Origin of the sequence: Pseudomonas sp. BN415 (assembly GCF_029871195.1) — a bacterium.
Taxonomy (GTDB): Bacteria; Pseudomonadota; Gammaproteobacteria; order Pseudomonadales; family Pseudomonadaceae; genus Metapseudomonas; species Metapseudomonas resinovorans.
In genome coordinates this window covers 105,145-119,370 of record NZ_SSOK01000066.1, presented here as the reverse complement: position 1 = coordinate 119,370, position 14,226 = coordinate 105,145, and the positions used below count along the sequence as shown (strand labels likewise).

General features: G+C 62.3%; 20 protein-coding genes. 11 read left to right on the top strand and 9 right to left on the bottom strand.

Features of this window, described 5'->3' with window-relative positions:
* Positions 1-64 precede the first annotated feature (64 nt).
* From rimO to tsaA, 6 genes are all read left to right on the top strand, one after another.
* Complete coding sequence (gene rimO, locus E8F20_RS24650) at positions 65-1,387, top strand: 30S ribosomal protein S12 methylthiotransferase RimO (protein WP_280286094.1); 1,323 nt, start codon at positions 65-67, stop codon at positions 1,385-1,387.
* Positions 1,388-1,539: 152 nt separating this feature from the next.
* On the top strand, positions 1,540-1,890 hold the full coding sequence (locus tag E8F20_RS24645; protein ID WP_280286093.1) for a DUF393 domain-containing protein: 351 nt from the start codon (positions 1,540-1,542) through the stop codon (positions 1,888-1,890).
* A 49-nt stretch (positions 1,891-1,939) separates the two neighbouring features.
* Complete coding sequence (locus E8F20_RS24640; RefSeq protein WP_028627539.1) at positions 1,940-2,581, top strand: glutathione S-transferase family protein; 642 nt, start codon at positions 1,940-1,942, stop codon at positions 2,579-2,581.
* A gap of 95 nt (positions 2,582-2,676) precedes the next feature.
* Entirely contained in the window at positions 2,677-3,447 is a 771-nt protein-coding gene (locus E8F20_RS24635; protein ID WP_280286092.1) for an SDR family oxidoreductase, read from the top strand.
* A 64-nt stretch (positions 3,448-3,511) separates the two neighbouring features.
* Entirely contained in the window at positions 3,512-3,697 is a 186-nt protein-coding gene (locus E8F20_RS24630) for a hypothetical protein (RefSeq protein ID WP_280286091.1), read from the top strand.
* A 1-nt stretch (position 3,698) separates the two neighbouring features.
* Entirely contained in the window at positions 3,699-4,391 is a 693-nt protein-coding gene (tsaA, locus tag E8F20_RS24625) for a tRNA (N6-threonylcarbamoyladenosine(37)-N6)-methyltransferase TrmO (RefSeq protein ID WP_280286090.1), read from the top strand.
* A gap of 97 nt (positions 4,392-4,488) precedes the next feature.
* Here tsaA and E8F20_RS24620 read toward each other — a convergent pair whose 3' ends face one another.
* Positions 4,489-4,803, bottom strand: coding sequence for a putative quinol monooxygenase (locus E8F20_RS24620; RefSeq protein ID WP_280286089.1), 315 nt, complete (start codon positions 4,801-4,803; stop codon positions 4,489-4,491).
* A gap of 60 nt (positions 4,804-4,863) precedes the next feature.
* On the opposite strand from E8F20_RS24620, the gene E8F20_RS24615 reads away from it, so the two are divergent.
* Positions 4,864-5,277, top strand: coding sequence for a VOC family protein (locus tag E8F20_RS24615; protein ID WP_280286088.1), 414 nt, complete (start codon positions 4,864-4,866; stop codon positions 5,275-5,277).
* A gap of 61 nt (positions 5,278-5,338) precedes the next feature.
* Here the strand turns inward: E8F20_RS24615 and fpr are convergent, their stop codons facing one another.
* Positions 5,339-6,118 (bottom strand): ferredoxin-NADP reductase, encoded by a 780-nt coding sequence (gene fpr, locus E8F20_RS24610; RefSeq protein ID WP_028627533.1) that lies wholly within the window; start codon positions 6,116-6,118, stop codon positions 5,339-5,341.
* Between the two features lie 131 nt (positions 6,119-6,249).
* On the opposite strand from fpr, the gene E8F20_RS24605 reads away from it, so the two are divergent.
* A complete protein-coding gene (locus E8F20_RS24605; protein ID WP_280286087.1) occupies positions 6,250-7,176 on the top strand; it encodes a LysR family transcriptional regulator in 927 nt (308 codons plus the stop codon).
* Between the two features lie 4 nt (positions 7,177-7,180).
* Here E8F20_RS24605 and E8F20_RS24600 read toward each other — a convergent pair whose 3' ends face one another.
* Positions 7,181-7,561 carry a diacylglycerol kinase gene (locus E8F20_RS24600; RefSeq protein WP_280286086.1) on the bottom strand — a complete coding sequence of 127 codons (381 nt, stop codon included), beginning with the start codon at positions 7,559-7,561 and terminating at the stop codon, positions 7,181-7,183.
* Between the two features lie 57 nt (positions 7,562-7,618).
* Complete coding sequence (gene erdR / locus E8F20_RS24595; protein ID WP_137823629.1) at positions 7,619-8,269, bottom strand: response regulator transcription factor ErdR; 651 nt, start codon at positions 8,267-8,269, stop codon at positions 7,619-7,621.
* Positions 8,270-8,470: 201 nt separating this feature from the next.
* On the opposite strand from erdR, the gene E8F20_RS24590 reads away from it, so the two are divergent.
* Positions 8,471-9,376: a DMT family transporter gene (locus E8F20_RS24590; protein ID WP_280286085.1), complete on the top strand. Its 906-nt coding sequence runs from the start codon at positions 8,471-8,473 to the stop codon at positions 9,374-9,376.
* Here E8F20_RS24590 and E8F20_RS24585 read toward each other — a convergent pair whose 3' ends face one another.
* Entirely contained in the window at positions 9,377-10,087 is a 711-nt protein-coding gene (locus E8F20_RS24585) for a tRNA-uridine aminocarboxypropyltransferase (protein ID WP_280286084.1), read from the bottom strand.
* A 198-nt stretch (positions 10,088-10,285) separates the two neighbouring features.
* Between E8F20_RS24585 and E8F20_RS24580 the strand changes: the two genes are divergently transcribed.
* Positions 10,286-10,699 (top strand): quorum-sensing-regulated virulence factor family protein, encoded by a 414-nt coding sequence (locus E8F20_RS24580; RefSeq protein WP_280286083.1) that lies wholly within the window; start codon positions 10,286-10,288, stop codon positions 10,697-10,699.
* Here the strand turns inward: E8F20_RS24580 and E8F20_RS24575 are convergent.
* Positions 10,680-10,922, bottom strand: coding sequence for a hypothetical protein (locus E8F20_RS24575; RefSeq protein ID WP_280286082.1), 243 nt, complete (start codon positions 10,920-10,922; stop codon positions 10,680-10,682). The genes E8F20_RS24580 and E8F20_RS24575 overlap by 20 nt on opposite strands.
* A 10-nt stretch (positions 10,923-10,932) precedes the next feature.
* On the opposite strand from E8F20_RS24575, the gene E8F20_RS24570 reads away from it, so the two are divergent.
* A complete protein-coding gene (locus E8F20_RS24570) occupies positions 10,933-12,012 on the top strand; it encodes an LOG family protein (protein WP_280286081.1) in 1,080 nt (359 codons plus the stop codon).
* Between the two features lie 75 nt (positions 12,013-12,087).
* Here the strand turns inward: E8F20_RS24570 and recX are convergent, their stop codons facing one another.
* The 3 genes from recX to E8F20_RS24555 form a co-directional block, all read right to left on the bottom strand.
* Positions 12,088-12,549, bottom strand: a complete 462-nt coding sequence (gene recX, locus E8F20_RS24565) for a recombination regulator RecX (protein ID WP_280286080.1) — start codon at positions 12,547-12,549, stop codon at positions 12,088-12,090.
* 7 nt (positions 12,550-12,556) lie between these two features.
* Positions 12,557-13,603: a recombinase RecA gene (gene recA / locus E8F20_RS24560; RefSeq protein WP_028627524.1), complete on the bottom strand. Its 1,047-nt coding sequence runs from the start codon at positions 13,601-13,603 to the stop codon at positions 12,557-12,559.
* Between the two features lie 87 nt (positions 13,604-13,690).
* Entirely contained in the window at positions 13,691-14,203 is a 513-nt protein-coding gene (locus E8F20_RS24555; RefSeq protein ID WP_280286079.1) for a CinA family protein, read from the bottom strand.
* Positions 14,204-14,226 lie beyond the last annotated feature (23 nt).

Genomic DNA, 14,226 nt, shown 5'->3' with positions numbered 1-14,226 from the left:
CGCTAGAATTGCGCACTTTTTGATCAGAGGCGCCCTCCCGAGCGCCCATTGAGGTTAGCCGCACATGTCCACCGCTACTCCCAAAGTCGGATTCGTCAGCCTAGGGTGCCCGAAGGCCACCGTCGATTCCGAGCGCATCCTCACCCAGCTGCGCATGGAAGGCTACGAGATCGTACCGACCTATCAGGATGCCGACGTAGTGGTGGTGAACACCTGCGGGTTCATCGACAGCGCCAAGGCCGAGTCCCTGGATGCCATCGGTGAAGCCATCGCCGAAAACGGCAAGGTGATCGTCACCGGCTGCATGGGCGTATCCGAAGACTCCATCCGTGATGTGCACCCGAGCGTGCTGGCCGTCACCGGCCCACAGCAGTACGAGCAAGTGGTCAGCGCGGTGCACGAAGTGGTGCCACCGAAGGCCGACCACGACCCCTTCGTCGACCTGGTCCCGCCGCAAGGCATCAAGCTGACCCCGCGCCACTACGCCTACCTGAAGATTTCCGAAGGCTGCAACCACAGCTGCAGCTTCTGCATCATCCCGTCCATGCGCGGCAAGCTGGTCAGCCGCCCGGTGGGTGATGTGCTGTCCGAAGCCGAACGCCTGGTCAAGGCCGGCGTCAAGGAGCTGCTGGTGATCTCCCAGGACACCAGCGCCTACGGTGTCGACCTCAAGTACAAGCTCGACTTCTGGAACGGCCAGCCGGTCAAGACCCGCATGCTGGAACTCTGCGAGGCCCTCTCCGCCATGGGCGTGTGGGTGCGCCTGCATTACGTCTACCCGTACCCCAACGTGGACGACGTGATCCCGCTCATGGCCGAAGGCAAGCTGCTGCCTTACCTGGATATCCCCTTCCAGCACGCCAGCCCGAAAGTGCTCAAGTCCATGAAGCGCCCGGCGTTCGAGGACAAGACCCTGGCGCGCATCAAGAAATGGCGCGAGATCTGCCCGGACCTGACCATCCGCTCCACCTTCATCGTCGGCTTCCCCGGCGAAACCGAAGAAGACTTCCAGTACCTGCTGGACTGGCTGACCGAAGCCCAACTGGACCGCGTCGGCTGCTTCCAGTACTCCCCGGTGGACGGCGCCCCGGCCAACGACCTGGGACTGGAGCCGGTGCCGGACGACGTAAAGCAAGACCGCTGGGAGCGTTTCATGGCGCATCAGCAAGCCATTTCGACCGCGCGCCTGCAGTTGAAGATCGGCCGCGAAATGGACGTGCTGATCGACGAAGTCGACGACGAAGGCGCCGTGGCCCGTTCCTGGGCGGACGCACCGGAAATCGACGGCAGCGTGTTCATCGAGTCCACCAGCGTGAAGCCGGGCGACAAGGTGCGCGTGCGCATCGTCGATGCCGATGAATACGACATGTGGGCCGAACTGGTCTGATGTGATGCTGCGTTGATTGAGCCCCGCTGATGCGGGGCTTTTTCTTTGCGGTGCTGATTCGTCTAGCGGAACATAGAAGTCGAATCGAGTCGCAGGATGAGGCGAGCGGCGTTCTGCGGGAGCGCAGCGCTACCCATCACCGGAGCCTGGCCATGCTCAAGGTCTTCTACGACGGCGCCTGCCCCCGCTGCATGGCCGACCGTCGCTGGTACGAATCCTTGCCCCGCGCCGCCGAAGGCGTGGAGTGGGTCGACATCACTGGTCGCGACGCCGAACTACGCGCGCTTGGCATCGACCCTTACCTCGCCCTGACCGAACTTCACGTCCAGGACGAAACCGGCCGCATCCACCGCGAACTCGACGCCTACATCCTCCTGCTCACCCGTGTGCCGAGGCTGGCACCGCTTGTCTGGTTGCTCGCCCTGCCCGTCATCAAACCGCTTCTGTCGCTCGTCTACCGCCGCTGGGTGCTTCGCCGCTTGCGCCGAGACGGCAGGCTCTAGGGGCAGCGTCTAGACTCGCTCCATCCACGGCCCAAGCGGAACCACAATAATGACCAGCCAGAACCGCCAGGTAACCCTCTACCACTGCCCCTATACCCGTTCCACCGGTGCCCTGACCCTGCTCGAAGAACTCGGCGCCGACTTCACGCTCCACGTGATGAACATGAAGACTGGGGAGCAGCGCAAGCCGGAATTCCTCGCGATCAACCCCATGGGCAAGGTACCCACTCTCACCCACGGCGATGCGGTGGTCACGGAGCAAGTCTCGGTCTACCTCTACCTCGCCGACCTCTACCCGGAAGCCAAGCTTGCGCCGCCCCTGGGCGACCCGCTGCGCGGACCCTACCTGCGCTGGATGGTGTTCTACGGGTCCTGCTTCGAACCAGCAGTGGTGGACCGGGTACAGAAGCGTGAGCCGATTCCTGAGGCACGCTCGCCCTACGGCGATTTCGACAGCGTGATGAAGACCCTGATCAGCCAGATGAAAGACGGGCCCTGGCTGCTCGGCGAGCAGTTCACCGCTGCCGACGTGCTCTGGGGCAGCGCGCTGAACTGGACCACCCAGTTCGGGTTGATCCCGGAGGTGCCGGCGATCAAGGACTACATCGCCCGTTTCGTCGAACGCCCCGCCTACCAGCGCGCCCTGGCCAAGGACGCCGAGCTGGCCGCCGCCCAGGCTGCACCGGCCTGAAATGCTGCCGTATTCCGCACCTCGATAATGCCCCCGCCCCGGCATCGCCGGGGCTAGGGTATGGGCCTCTTCCAGTTCATCGTCGAGGCATCCTCATGCATCCCTATTTCAGCCTCCAGGGCCGTACCGCCCTGGTCACTGGCGGTACCCGTGGCATTGGGCGGATGATCGCCCAGGGCTTCCTCGAAGCCGGCGCGCGCGTTTTCATCTGCGCCCGCGATGCCGAGGCCTGCCACGCGACCGCCTCCGAGCTTTCCGCTTTTGGCGAATGCCACGCCCTCGTCGCCGACCTCTCCAGCGAGGACGGTGCAAAAGCCCTTGCCGCAGCGCTTGAACAACGCATCGAACAACTGGACATCCTGGTGAACAACGCCGGCACCACCTGGGGCGCACCCCTGGAGAGCTATCCGGTGAAGGGCTGGGAGAAAGTCATGCAGCTCAACGTGACCTCGGTGTTCAGCTGCATCCAGCAATTGCTGCCGTTGCTGCGCAAAGCCGGTAACGAAGCCAGCCCAGCGCGAGTGATCAATATCGGATCAGTGGCCGGTATCACCTCCCACGGCGAGGACGCCTACGCCTATGGCCCGAGCAAGGCCGCGCTGCATCAACTGTCGCGGATGCTGGCGCGGGAACTGGTGGCCGAACACATCAACGTCAATGTGATCGCTCCCGGGCGCTTCCCCAGCAAAATGACCCGCTTCATCGCCAACGATCCCGATGCCATGGCACGCGACACCGCGCTGATCCCGATGAAGCGCTGGGGCCGGGGCGAGGAAATGGCGGCGCTGGCCATCAGCCTGGCGAGCACGGCGGGGGCCTACATGACCGGCAACATCATCCCCATCGACGGTGGTTTCCACCTGTAACGCATCGCTTGCGCAGCGCATGGGCCGGCGCTAGGGTAGCCGCGCTATCCACCGGACTTCGCCCATGCGTCTCGCTCTTCTTACGCTTCTGTTCGCCCTCGCCACCCCAAGTAATGCGGCGCCGGCTCCGTTCTTCATCTGGCAAAGCAAGCTGGACGGTGCGTTGACCTGTGCCCAGACCACTCCCGGCGAAGGCTGGCTGCGCCTTGGCGGGCCCTTCCGTGACGCCGGCTGCCGCGTGCCCTACTGATATGCAGCACAGCGTTTCGCCCGTCGGCTACGTCCGCTCCTGCTTCAAGGAAAAATTCGCCATCCCCCGCCAACCGCATCTGGCGCCTGCCGCCCGTGGCATGCTGGAACTGGTGCCGCCCTTCGACACGGGAGATGCAGTGGCAGGCCTGGAGCAGGTCAGCCATATCTGGCTGCTGTTCCTCTTCCACCAGGCCCTTGAAGACAAGCCACGGCTGAAGGTGCGTCCGCCGCGCCTGGGCGGCAACCAGTCCATTGGCGTGTTTGCCAGCCGCTCCACCCACCGCCCCAACGGCATTGGCCAGTCGGTCGTGAAGCTGGAGAAGGTGGAAGCCGGTCGTCTCTGGCTGTCCGGCATCGATCTGCTGGACGGCACCCCGGTCATCGATATCAAACCCTACGTACCCTACGCTGACCGCCAGGACGGTGCGCTGAACGCCATCGCCGACGCGGCGCCCGAGCTGATTCCGGTGGAATGGGAGCCCACGGCCCTGCTCCAGGCTCGCGAGCATGGTCAGCGCCTGGGCGAACCCCTGGCAGAGCTGGTGGAACAGTGCCTGGCCCAGGACCCGCGCCCGGCCTACCAGAAGCCCGAACCCGAACGCCGCTACGGCGCTCGCCTGTGGGATGTGGATGTGCGCTGGCACTATCCCGAACCGGGACGGATTCGCGTACTGGAGATTGCGCGGGGCTGAACTGCGGCAAGCTTTTCAAGGGTGGATAACGCTTCACCGATCCACCAATGGCGCCCGAGGCTGGCGACGATGGGTAAAGTGAAGAACGATTTCCACTCTACTGGGCGCGCTGGCGAGCGGCGTTGAGCACCAGGGAATCTGCCTCGATGCAGTCCTGTTCGAGAATCAGCGGTTCCACCAGCGGTCGGCTGGCGAGGAAGTGCGGGGTCTGCATATGGGCCTCGAACGCAGCTTCGTCGGTGTAGACCTCATACAGCCAGATGAGATCGGGATTGCTGCGATCCTGCAACACATCGAATACCAGGCAACCCGGTTCGTCACGCACTGAAGCGGCGGCGTTGACGCGCATGGCGTCCATGAAGGCGTCCAGGCTACCGGGGCGCAAGCGGGTCTTTAGAAGAAGGCAGTACACGTTGAACTCCTTTTTGTCTTATATTTCTCGCAAATTGTATACAAAAATGGAGTCGCGGAAATGTCCAACCGTCCAGGCCGCCTCAACGGCCTTCGCCACATCGCCATCGTCGTGCCTAACCTGGAGGAGTGCGAACGCTTCTACGTGGATGTGCTGGGCATGGAAGTCCTCAACCGTGCCAACGAAGACCTGGTGTACCTCACCTGCGGCAATGACAACCTGTCCCTTGGCCGCGCCTTTGCGCCCAGTAGCGGTGTGCAGGCGGTGGATCACTACGGATTCGTAGTCGACAGCCTCGAAGAGCTGGACGCTTGGTACCAGTACCTCAAGGCCCGGGGCGTGACCATGCTTGACCGCCCTTTCGCCCATGGCGACGGCGCCCACAGCTTCCACGTGCTGGATCCGGCCGGGAACAAGATCCAGCCGATCTACCACCCGGCTATCTCGGGGCAACGCTTCAGCTCTCCGGTCTGATGCCCCCGGAAACAACAAAGCCCGCCATTTCAGGCGGGCTTTGTTGTTGAGCGGCTGGCGATTACTTCTCGACGAAGGCGCGCTCGATCAGGTAGTCACCGGGCTCACGCATACGCGGGGAGATCTTCAGGCCGAAGCTGTCGAGCACTTCGCTGGTCTCGTCAAGCATGCTCGGGCTACCGCAGATCATGGCGCGGTCGTCCTGCGGATTGATCGGCGGAAGACCGATGTCTTCAAACAGCTTGCCGCTACGCATCAGGTCGGTCAGGCGGCCCTGGTTCTCGAACGGCTCGCGGGTCACAGTGGGGTAGTAAATCAGCTTGTCCTTGACCGCTTCACCGAAGAACTCGTTCTGCGGCAGGTGCTCGGTGATGAACTCGCGGTAAGCGACTTCGTTCACGTAGCGAACGCCGTGAACCAGGATGATCTTTTCGAAGCGTTCATAGGTTTCCGGGTCCTGGATCACGCTCATGAACGGTGCCAGCCCAGTACCGGTGCTCAGCAGGTAGAGGTGCTTGCCGGGATTCAGGTCATCGAGGACCAGGGTGCCGGTGGGCTTCTTGCTGATGATGATCTCGTCGCCTTCCTTCAGGTGCTGCAGCTGGGAGGTCAGCGGACCGTCCGGCACCTTGATGCTGAAGAACTCGAGGTGCTCTTCCCAGTTCGGGCTGGCGATGGAATAGGCGCGCATCAGCGGGCGGCCGCCGGGCTGCTGCAGGCCGATCATGACGAACTGGCCGTTTTCGAAGCGCAGACCCGGGTCGCGAGTGCACTTGAAGCTGAACAGCGTGTCGTTCCAGTGATGAACGCTGAGAATGCGCTCGGAGTTCATGTTGCTCATTTACGGGGCTCCGAAGATTTGGAAGTCGCCAGCGCCACTCAGGTCAGGGGGCGCAATTGCGCGACATTGTAATGACCGCCACAATATCTGTTAACTGAATTATCAAGATATAGGTTATCGGTTATATAGATATGCGATTTACCCTCCGTCAGCTCCAGGTATTCGTCGCCGTTGCCCAGCAGGAAAGCGTTTCCCGTGCTGCCGAACAGCTGTCTCTGTCGCAATCGGCCACCAGCACTTCGCTGACCGAACTTGAGCGCCAATCCGGGTGCCAACTGTTCGACCGCGCCGGCAAGCGTCTCAGCCTCAACGCCCTGGGCCGCCAACTGCTGCCTCAAGCCGTGGCGCTGCTGGACCAGGCGCGTGAAATCGAGGATCTGCTCAACGGCAAGACCGGCTTTGGCTCCCTTGATGTCGGTGCCACGCTCACCGTGGGCAACTACCTCGCGACCCTGCTGATCGGCTCGTTCATGCAGCGCCATCCGGAATGCCAGGTCAGCCTGCATGTGCAGAACACGGCGAATATCGTCCAGCAGATCGCCCTCTACGAGCTTGACCTGGGTCTAATCGAAGGCGATTGCCAGCACCCGAATATCGAAGTCCTGCCTTGGGTGGAGGATGAACTGGTGGTGTTCTGTGCCCCCCGGCACCCCCTGGCCGCCAAAGGCCAGGCAAGTCTGGAAGAGTTGAGCCGCGAGGCGTGGATTCTCCGGGAAAAGGGTTCGGGCACCCGCCTGACGTTCGACCAGGCCATGCGCCACCACCCTACCCCGCTGAACATCCGCCTGGAGCTTGAGCACACCGAGGCGATCAAGCGTGCAGTGGAGTCGGGCCTGGGCATCAGCTGCATTTCGCGGCTGGCCCTGCGCGACGCCTTCCGCCGCGGCAGCCTGGTCCCGGTGGAGACGCCGGGAATCGACCTGCGTCGCCAGTTCTACTTCATCTGGCACAGGCAGAAATTCCAGACGGCCGCCATGCGCGAGTTCCTCGACCAGTGTCGTGCGCTGACTGCTGGAGTCCGCCGGAGCGACGAAATTGTGCTGCCGTCGATCGCCTGAGCACTTAGCCCAGCAGGATGGTTGCCCAGACTGCGGTAATCAGGGTTAGCGCGGTGAACTGTGCGGCGCTGCCCATGTCCTTGGCGTTCTTCGACAGCGGATGGTGATCAAGGGAGATGCGGTCGATGGCCGCCTCCACCGCTGAGTTCAGCAGCTCGACGATGAGCGCGAGCAGGCAGGCGCCAATCATCAGCGCGCGCTCGCCACGGCTGACATCAAGGAAGAACGACAAAGGAATCAGCACCGCATTAAGCAGCACCAGTTGGCGAAAGGCAGCTTCGCCGGTGAAGGCAGCACGCAGGCCATCAAGGGAATAGCCAGCGGCGTTGAGGATGCGTTTGAGGCCGGTCTGGCCTTTGAATGGCGACATAAAAGAAGGGGTCACTGAAAGGAGCGCGCAGCCTAACGCAACGCGCTTCAAATTTGCGTGAAAAGCCTGGATTCAGGCCGTGGGAATCGATTCCATCTGTTGCAACAGCAGAGCTGCCTGGGTGCGGGTGCGCACGTTGAGCTTGCGGAAGATGGCGGTTACGTGGGCCTTCACCGTGGCTTCCGACACGTGTAACTCATAGGCGATCTGCTTGTTCAGCAAGCCTTCACAGACCATGGTCAGCACGCGGAACTGCTGGGGCGTCAGGCTAGCGAGACCTTCGCTAGCGGCCTTGGCTTCGTCCGACAGGGCCTGGGCTTCCTCCAGCTGCGGCGGCCACCAGGTGTCGCCATCGAGCACCGAACGGACGGCACTCTGGATAACTTCCAGCGGGCTGGACTTGGGGATGAAACCGCTGGCACCGAATTCGCGGGAGCGAGCGACCACCGATGCCTCCTCCTGGGCGGAGATCATCACCACCGGAATCTGTGGGTATTGACCGCGCAGCAGCACCAAACCGGAGAAACCATAGGCACCCGGCATGTTCAGGTCGAGAAGGACCAGGTCCCAGTCGGCGCGCTCGGCCAGGCGAGCCTCGAGTTCGGCGATACTCGCCGCTTCCACCAGCCGCGCATCTGGCCCGAGACCCAAGGTCAGGGCTTGCTGCAGGGCGCTGCGGAACAGCGGGTGGTCATCGGCGATGAGTATTTCGTATGAGGCCATGGGCATGTCCTTTTTGTAATGGGCCCAGACACGCCTCCCCGGGGTGTGGAGAGGCATTTCGGCACGACGGGATACGCTGGCCAGGCCCGAAGCTTGATACGGGCGGGCCGTAAAGCGGCGCCCAGCATGCCGAGCCGGAACGGGGTGGTCAAGTCGAACGCTTTGCGGCAAAGTTCTCGGCTTTTCCCGTCGAGAACCACCATGCGAAGCCAAGCACTGCGCGCCGATATCCTGATGCTGATCACCGCGGCCATCTGGGGCGCAGCCTTCGTCGCCCAGCGTCTGGGCATGGATTCGATCGGCCCCTTCCTCTATACCGGTCTACGCTTTACCCTCGGCGCCCTCATCCTTCTCCCCCTACTGCTGATTCTGCCCAAGCCCGCGGTAAAGCAACCGCTCAACCGCGGCATGCTGCTGGGCGGCCTGTTGATGGGCCTAGCCCTGTCGTTGGGGATCAACCTGCAGCAGGTGGGCCTGCTCTTCACCTCCGTCACAAACTCCGGTTTCATCACTGGCCTTTACGTCATCATAGTGCCGCTGCTGGGTCTGTTCCTCGGCCATCGCACCGGCCTGGGGACCTGGCTGGGTGCGTGCCTGGCGGTGTTGGGAATGTTCCTGCTAAGCGTCGGCGAGGGATTCCACGTTGCGTCCGGCGACTGGCTGCAGCTGGCCGGTGCCTGTGTCTGGGGCGTGCATGTACTGTTGGTGGGGTTCTTCGCCAGCCGCTACGACCCGATCCGCCTGTCTATCCTGCAGTTTGCAGTCTGCGCAGTTGTCAGTCTGGTCCTGGCGGTCGTGTTCGAAGAGATCAAGGTCGACGCCATTCTCCAGGCCGGCCCCGCCATTCTTTATGGTGGCGTCATCGCCGTCGCCATCGGCTACACCCTGCAGGTGGTGGCACAGCGTCATGCCATCGCCTCGCACGCCGCCATCATCCTCTCACTGGAAGCGGTGTTCGCAGCAATCGCAGGCGCACTGATGCTGGATGAGTCCCTGCATGCACGCGGCTATATTGGCTGCGCCCTGATGTTCGCCGGCATGCTGTTGGCCCAGCTCTGGCCGCAGAAACACGAGGCGCAGGCAGCCCCTCTCAAAGCCGAAACCTGATCAGAGATAGCTACTGAGCGCTTGGTGTGCCGGGCTCGCCTCGTCCAGGGGCAGGGCCCGCTTGGCCCCTAGGTAGCGTTCGGTGAACACGTCCAGATAGGCATTCAACGCACCACCGGCTTGTTCGTCTCCCGCCAGCTCAAGGCACAGCGCCCCTACTTCGGCCGTGCAGAGATGCTCGTCGCGCTTCGAGCGACGCAGGCGATAACGGGAAATCTGTTCTGGCGTCAGGCTGAGCACCGGAAAACGATCCAGATAGGGGCTCTTGCGAAACATCTTGCGCGCTTCAGTCCACGTGGCGTCCAGCAGGATGAACAGCGGCCGCTTGCCCGCAGCCACATCCACGCGCTCGACCACCCGTGCGGGCTCCGCATACTCGCCTGGAAAGACTAGGTAGGGCTGCCACTGCGGGTCTTCCAGCAAGGCGAGCAGTGCCCCGTCCACCTCAGTGCGTGACCAGCTGAACGCCCAGGTGTCGGGCACGAGATCCGCGATCAGCCAGCCGGTGTTACTCGGTTTCATAGGCTCGGAGTAGTACATCATCAGGCACACACCGGAGCGCACCGGGACCTCGGGGCGCCAGGCGCAAAAGCAGTAGTCGAAGGCTACCCGGCACTCCGGGCAACGCGGCGAGCGAGATCCGCGGGCGACGAAGGGACGGGTGCTGCGCGCAAGGCATTCGGCGCGCAGGCGGAAAACGGCGTGACTCATCGAAGCAGGTTCCAGTACAGCGGCTGGCCGTCCTGCGCAAGCCGGAAGGCAGCGGGCGGCGGGCGGGATCGGGATGGCAAGAAGGATTGCGCGATTCTACCAGAGTCGCCTGAAGCAGATTTTTCACGCGACAAGCGCTGCCTGCGAACGCACAATTGCCGCGCTGGTCAAACAGCTACCGTTTGTTAGGAGATCCACATGCTGCGCCTCACCGCCATCGCCCTCTGCGCGACCTTGCCTTTCTTTGCCGAAGCCACATCGCTCAAGGACTACGAGCTGAGCAACATGCTCGAGAAAGTCGCCAAGGAGAGCAGCGCCGGCACGCCCCGCGCAATCAACGAGGACATCCTCGACCAGGGCTACACGGTGGAAGGAAACGAGCTGGTGAATCACCTCAGCGTACGCGAAGCCCATGCCGCCCAGATGCGCTCCAACCCTGATGCGGTGCGTGCCCAGTTGGCTGCCAGCGTCTGTCGCAACACCGGCTACCGCCAACTGCTGGCGCGCGGTGCCGGCCTGCGCTACGAGTTCAGCGAGTACAAGACCAATCGCCCGGTAACCACCGAACGCTTCACTGCCCGGGATTGTGGCCTCAAGGCCAAGACCAACTGATCGCGACTGCGGCGAGATTCTCCGGGGTGTGCCGCCCCCTTCCGCCCGCCGAGCCAAGGACCTCTCTCATTTCGACATGCGCCGGATACGTTGCTTTGCGCATTCCGGTGGCGGCGAACTGGAAAAGATCCTGCGCCTGCCGCAAGCTGTAGTTGAGCGGCTCGACTAGGTCGCCCGGTTTCCGGCCCATCCAGCAGAGCAGCTCCGAGAAGTTGATGAGCAAGGAGATTGCTATGCCCTATGATCCGGACGATTACCTCTCCCGGCACTTCCAAACCAGCGGGATCGACCTGACGCAGAAGGTCGATGAGCTGATCAACCTCACCGTCCCCTGCGGCAGCCCCAACCTCGCGCTCTACCGCGAGATGCTGATTACCGTGGTGCGCATGGCCCAAGCCGACCGCAATCGCTGGGACGCCAAGATCATGCTGCAAACCCTGCGCGAGATGGAGCACGCCTTCAGCGCCCTGGAACAATTCAAGCGGCGTCGCAAAGTCACCGTGTTTGGCTCAGCGCGCACCCCCCAGGGCCATCCGATCTACACCCTGGCCCGACAGTTGGGTGCCGAACTGGCCAAGCGCGACCTGATGGTGATCACTGGCGCCGGCGGCGGCATCATGGCCGCAGCCCACGACGGCGCGGGCCTGGAAAATAGCCTCGGCCTGAACATCACCTTGCCCTTCGAGCAACATGCCAACACCACTGTGGGCGGCACCGAGCATCTACTTTCGTTTCACTTCTTCTTCGTGCGGAAGCTCTTCTTCGTCAAGGAAGCCGATGCGCTGGTGCTGTGCCCGGGTGGCTTCGGCACCCTGGATGAGGCACTCGAGGTGCTGACCCTGATCCAGACCGGCAAGAGCCCGGTGGTACCAGTTGTTCTGCTGGACGAACCGGATGGCAGCTACTGGGAAGACGCTGTTGGTTTTCTCCACGAGCAACTCGAACGTAACCGCTACATTCTGCCCAGCGACATGAATCTGATGCGCCTGGTGCGCAGCGCTGAAGAGGCAGCGGCGGAGATCGCACAGTTCTACAGCAACTACCACTCCAGCCGTTGGCTGAAGAACTGCTTCGTAATTCGCATGAATCACTCCCTCAACGAAAAGGCACTGGGTCAGATTCAGGAGCAGTTCACTGACCTCTGCCTGGAAGGCGACTTCAACCAGCAGACCAATTCGGATTCAGAGACGGACGAGCCGGAGCTCAACGAACTGATCCGCCTGGCATTCCGCTTCAACGGCCGTGACCATGGCCGCCTGCGGGAGCTCATCGACTTCATCAATCTTCCGCAACACTGGACCCGCAAGGCCTGAACCGTTACGCGGACGCCCCCATTCTGCAATCAGCCATGCGCATACGTGCATGGCTCAAGGCTGTGATGTGGGAACTCAGTCGTCAGAGTTGCCGCGCAGCAGACGGCTGATCATCTCCATGGAATAACCCCGATAGGCGAGAAAACGCCCCTGCTGGGCTCGCTCGCGGGCGTCCACGGGCAGCCGATTGAACTTGCGACACCAGACATCATGAAGCTGTTCGCTCCAGTCGATATCGGCCTCGCGCAAGGCCTGGTCAATATCACCACGGGGAAGGCCGCGATGGGCCAGTTCTTCGCGAATACGCTGCGGCCCATAGCCGCCACGGGCGCGGCTGGCGATGAAGCTTTCGAGGTAGCGGGATTCGGAGAGCAGACCCTCTTCCGTCAAACGGTCGAGGGCACTGTCGATCAACTCGGGAGGGGCGCCGCGCTGACGCAACTTGCGCGTCAGCTCGACTCGCCCGTGTTCGCGCTGCGCCAACAGGTCCATGGCGGCCCGCCGCACCGCGGCGGGGCTGTCGAGAACAACGGGCATGGGAGGATCAGAGGTCTACGTCAGCCAAGTCATCGACCGAAGCGTTCGCTTTGTTACTGGCCGTAGAGTTGACCAGCAGTTTCTCGCGAATGATTTTCTCGATGGCGTTGCTGACTTCCGGATTGTCTTCCAGATACTTGGCGGCATTAGCCTTGCCCTGACCAATCTTGTTGCCCTGGTAGCTGTACCAGGCACCGGATTTTTCTACCAGGCCCTGCTGCACGCCCAAATCGATGATTTCGCCGGTACGGTAGATGCCCTTGCCGTACATGATCTGGAACTCGGCCTGACGGAAAGGCGGGGCCACCTTGTTCTTCACAACCTTGACGCGGGTTTCGCTGCCCACCACTTCCTCGCCCTCTTTCACCGCGCCGGTACGGCGGATATCGAGGCGCACAGAGGCGTAGAACTTCAGGGCGTTACCACCGGTTGTGGTTTCGGGGTTGCCGAACATTACGCCGATCTTCATACGAATCTGGTTGATGAAGATGACCAGGCAGTTGGCGTTCTTGATGTTGCCGGTGATCTTGCGCAGGGCCTGGGACATCAGGCGAGCTTGCAGGCCGACGTGGGAGTCGCCCATCTCACCTTCGATCTCAGCCTTCGGAACCAGAGCCGCCACGGAGTCGACGATAATCACGTCAACCGCGTTGGAGCGCACCAGCATGTCGGTGATTTCCAGGGCCTGTTCGCCGGTATCCGGTTGGGAAACCAGCAGGTCGTCTACATTCACACCGAGTTTGCCGGCGTAGTCAGGGTCCAGTGCGTGTTCGGCGTCGACGAAGGCGCAGGTGGCACCCATTTTCTGGGCTTCGGCGATGACAGAGAGGGTCAGCGTGGTCTTACCGGAGGATTCAGGACCGTAGATTTCGACGATACGGCCTTTCGGCAGACCACCGATGCCAAGCGCGATGTCCAGGCCCAGGGAGCCGGTGGAAATGGCCGGAATGGCCTGGCGATCGTGGTCGCCCATGCGCATGACCGCGCCCTTGCCGAACTGCTTCTCGATCTGGCCCAGGGCAGCAGCCAAGGCGCGCTTCTTGTTCTCGTCCATTGAAGTCCTCACTAAAATCAAGAGGGCCTGGCGGCCACCAACAACTGTATAAGTAGACAGTATTATTCCATAGGGCAAGTCGCTCGCCTACCCCTGGGTGGCTTTTTCTCCTGCAGCTAGTCGGATCAATCCCTGGAGAGCCTCCACGACCGTCTGCCGGCGTACCGCCAGACGATCCCCCGGGAACTGGCGGCGTACGGCCTCCACTGCGCTTCCATTTCCCCAAGCGAGCCAAACAGTACCCACCGGCTTCTCCGACGAGCCACCATCAGGCCCTGCAATCCCACTGACGGCGACAGCGAAACGCGCGCCGCTGCGCTGCTGGGCTCCACGCACCATAGCCTCGACCACTTCACGACTGACCGCCCCCACCTGCGGGAACAACTCGGCCGGCACTGCCAATTGCGCGCTCTTCTGGTCATTCGAGTAAGTGACAAAACCTGCCTCAAACCAGGCCGAACTGCCGGGAATGCGGGTAATCGCTTCGGCGATACCACCGCCAGTACAGGATTCCGCAGTGCTCACCCGCTCATTGCGCCTCTTCAATTCCTGGCCCAATCGGGCTGCCAGCTCGGTCAGCTCATCTTCGGTAACGGACATGTGCACTCCAGGGTTAAAGCGGG

What these genes read in the sequence shown, in the direction of transcription:
- E8F20_RS24645 (WP_280286093.1), top strand. Translation starts at nt 1,540, where the DNA reads ATGCTCAAGGTCTTCTACGACGGCGCCTGCCCCCGCTGCATGGCCGAC.
- E8F20_RS24555 (WP_280286079.1), bottom strand. Translation starts at nt 14,203, where the DNA reads ATGTCCGTTACCGAAGATGAGCTGACCGAGCTGGCAGCCCGATTGGGC.
- E8F20_RS24615 (WP_280286088.1), top strand. Translation starts at nt 4,864, where the DNA reads ATGTCCAACCGTCCAGGCCGCCTCAACGGCCTTCGCCACATCGCCATC.
- E8F20_RS24630 (WP_280286091.1), top strand. Translation starts at nt 3,512, where the DNA reads ATGCGTCTCGCTCTTCTTACGCTTCTGTTCGCCCTCGCCACCCCAAGT.
- recA (WP_028627524.1), bottom strand. Translation starts at nt 13,603, where the DNA reads ATGGACGAGAACAAGAAGCGCGCCTTGGCTGCTGCCCTGGGCCAGATC.
- tsaA (WP_280286090.1), top strand. Translation starts at nt 3,699, where the DNA reads ATGCAGCACAGCGTTTCGCCCGTCGGCTACGTCCGCTCCTGCTTCAAG.
- rimO (WP_280286094.1), top strand. Translation starts at nt 65, where the DNA reads ATGTCCACCGCTACTCCCAAAGTCGGATTCGTCAGCCTAGGGTGCCCG.
- E8F20_RS24590 (WP_280286085.1), top strand. Translation starts at nt 8,471, where the DNA reads ATGCGAAGCCAAGCACTGCGCGCCGATATCCTGATGCTGATCACCGCG.
- E8F20_RS24635 (WP_280286092.1), top strand. Translation starts at nt 2,677, where the DNA reads ATGCATCCCTATTTCAGCCTCCAGGGCCGTACCGCCCTGGTCACTGGC.
- fpr (WP_028627533.1), bottom strand. Translation starts at nt 6,118, where the DNA reads ATGAGCAACATGAACTCCGAGCGCATTCTCAGCGTTCATCACTGGAAC.
- erdR (WP_137823629.1), bottom strand. Translation starts at nt 8,269, where the DNA reads ATGGCCTCATACGAAATACTCATCGCCGATGACCACCCGCTGTTCCGC.
- E8F20_RS24640 (WP_028627539.1), top strand. Translation starts at nt 1,940, where the DNA reads ATGACCAGCCAGAACCGCCAGGTAACCCTCTACCACTGCCCCTATACC.
- recX (WP_280286080.1), bottom strand. Translation starts at nt 12,549, where the DNA reads ATGCCCGTTGTTCTCGACAGCCCCGCCGCGGTGCGGCGGGCCGCCATG.
- E8F20_RS24570 (WP_280286081.1), top strand. Translation starts at nt 10,933, where the DNA reads ATGCCCTATGATCCGGACGATTACCTCTCCCGGCACTTCCAAACCAGC.
- E8F20_RS24580 (WP_280286083.1), top strand. Translation starts at nt 10,286, where the DNA reads ATGCTGCGCCTCACCGCCATCGCCCTCTGCGCGACCTTGCCTTTCTTT.
- E8F20_RS24585 (WP_280286084.1), bottom strand. Translation starts at nt 10,087, where the DNA reads ATGAGTCACGCCGTTTTCCGCCTGCGCGCCGAATGCCTTGCGCGCAGC.
- E8F20_RS24605 (WP_280286087.1), top strand. Translation starts at nt 6,250, where the DNA reads ATGCGATTTACCCTCCGTCAGCTCCAGGTATTCGTCGCCGTTGCCCAG.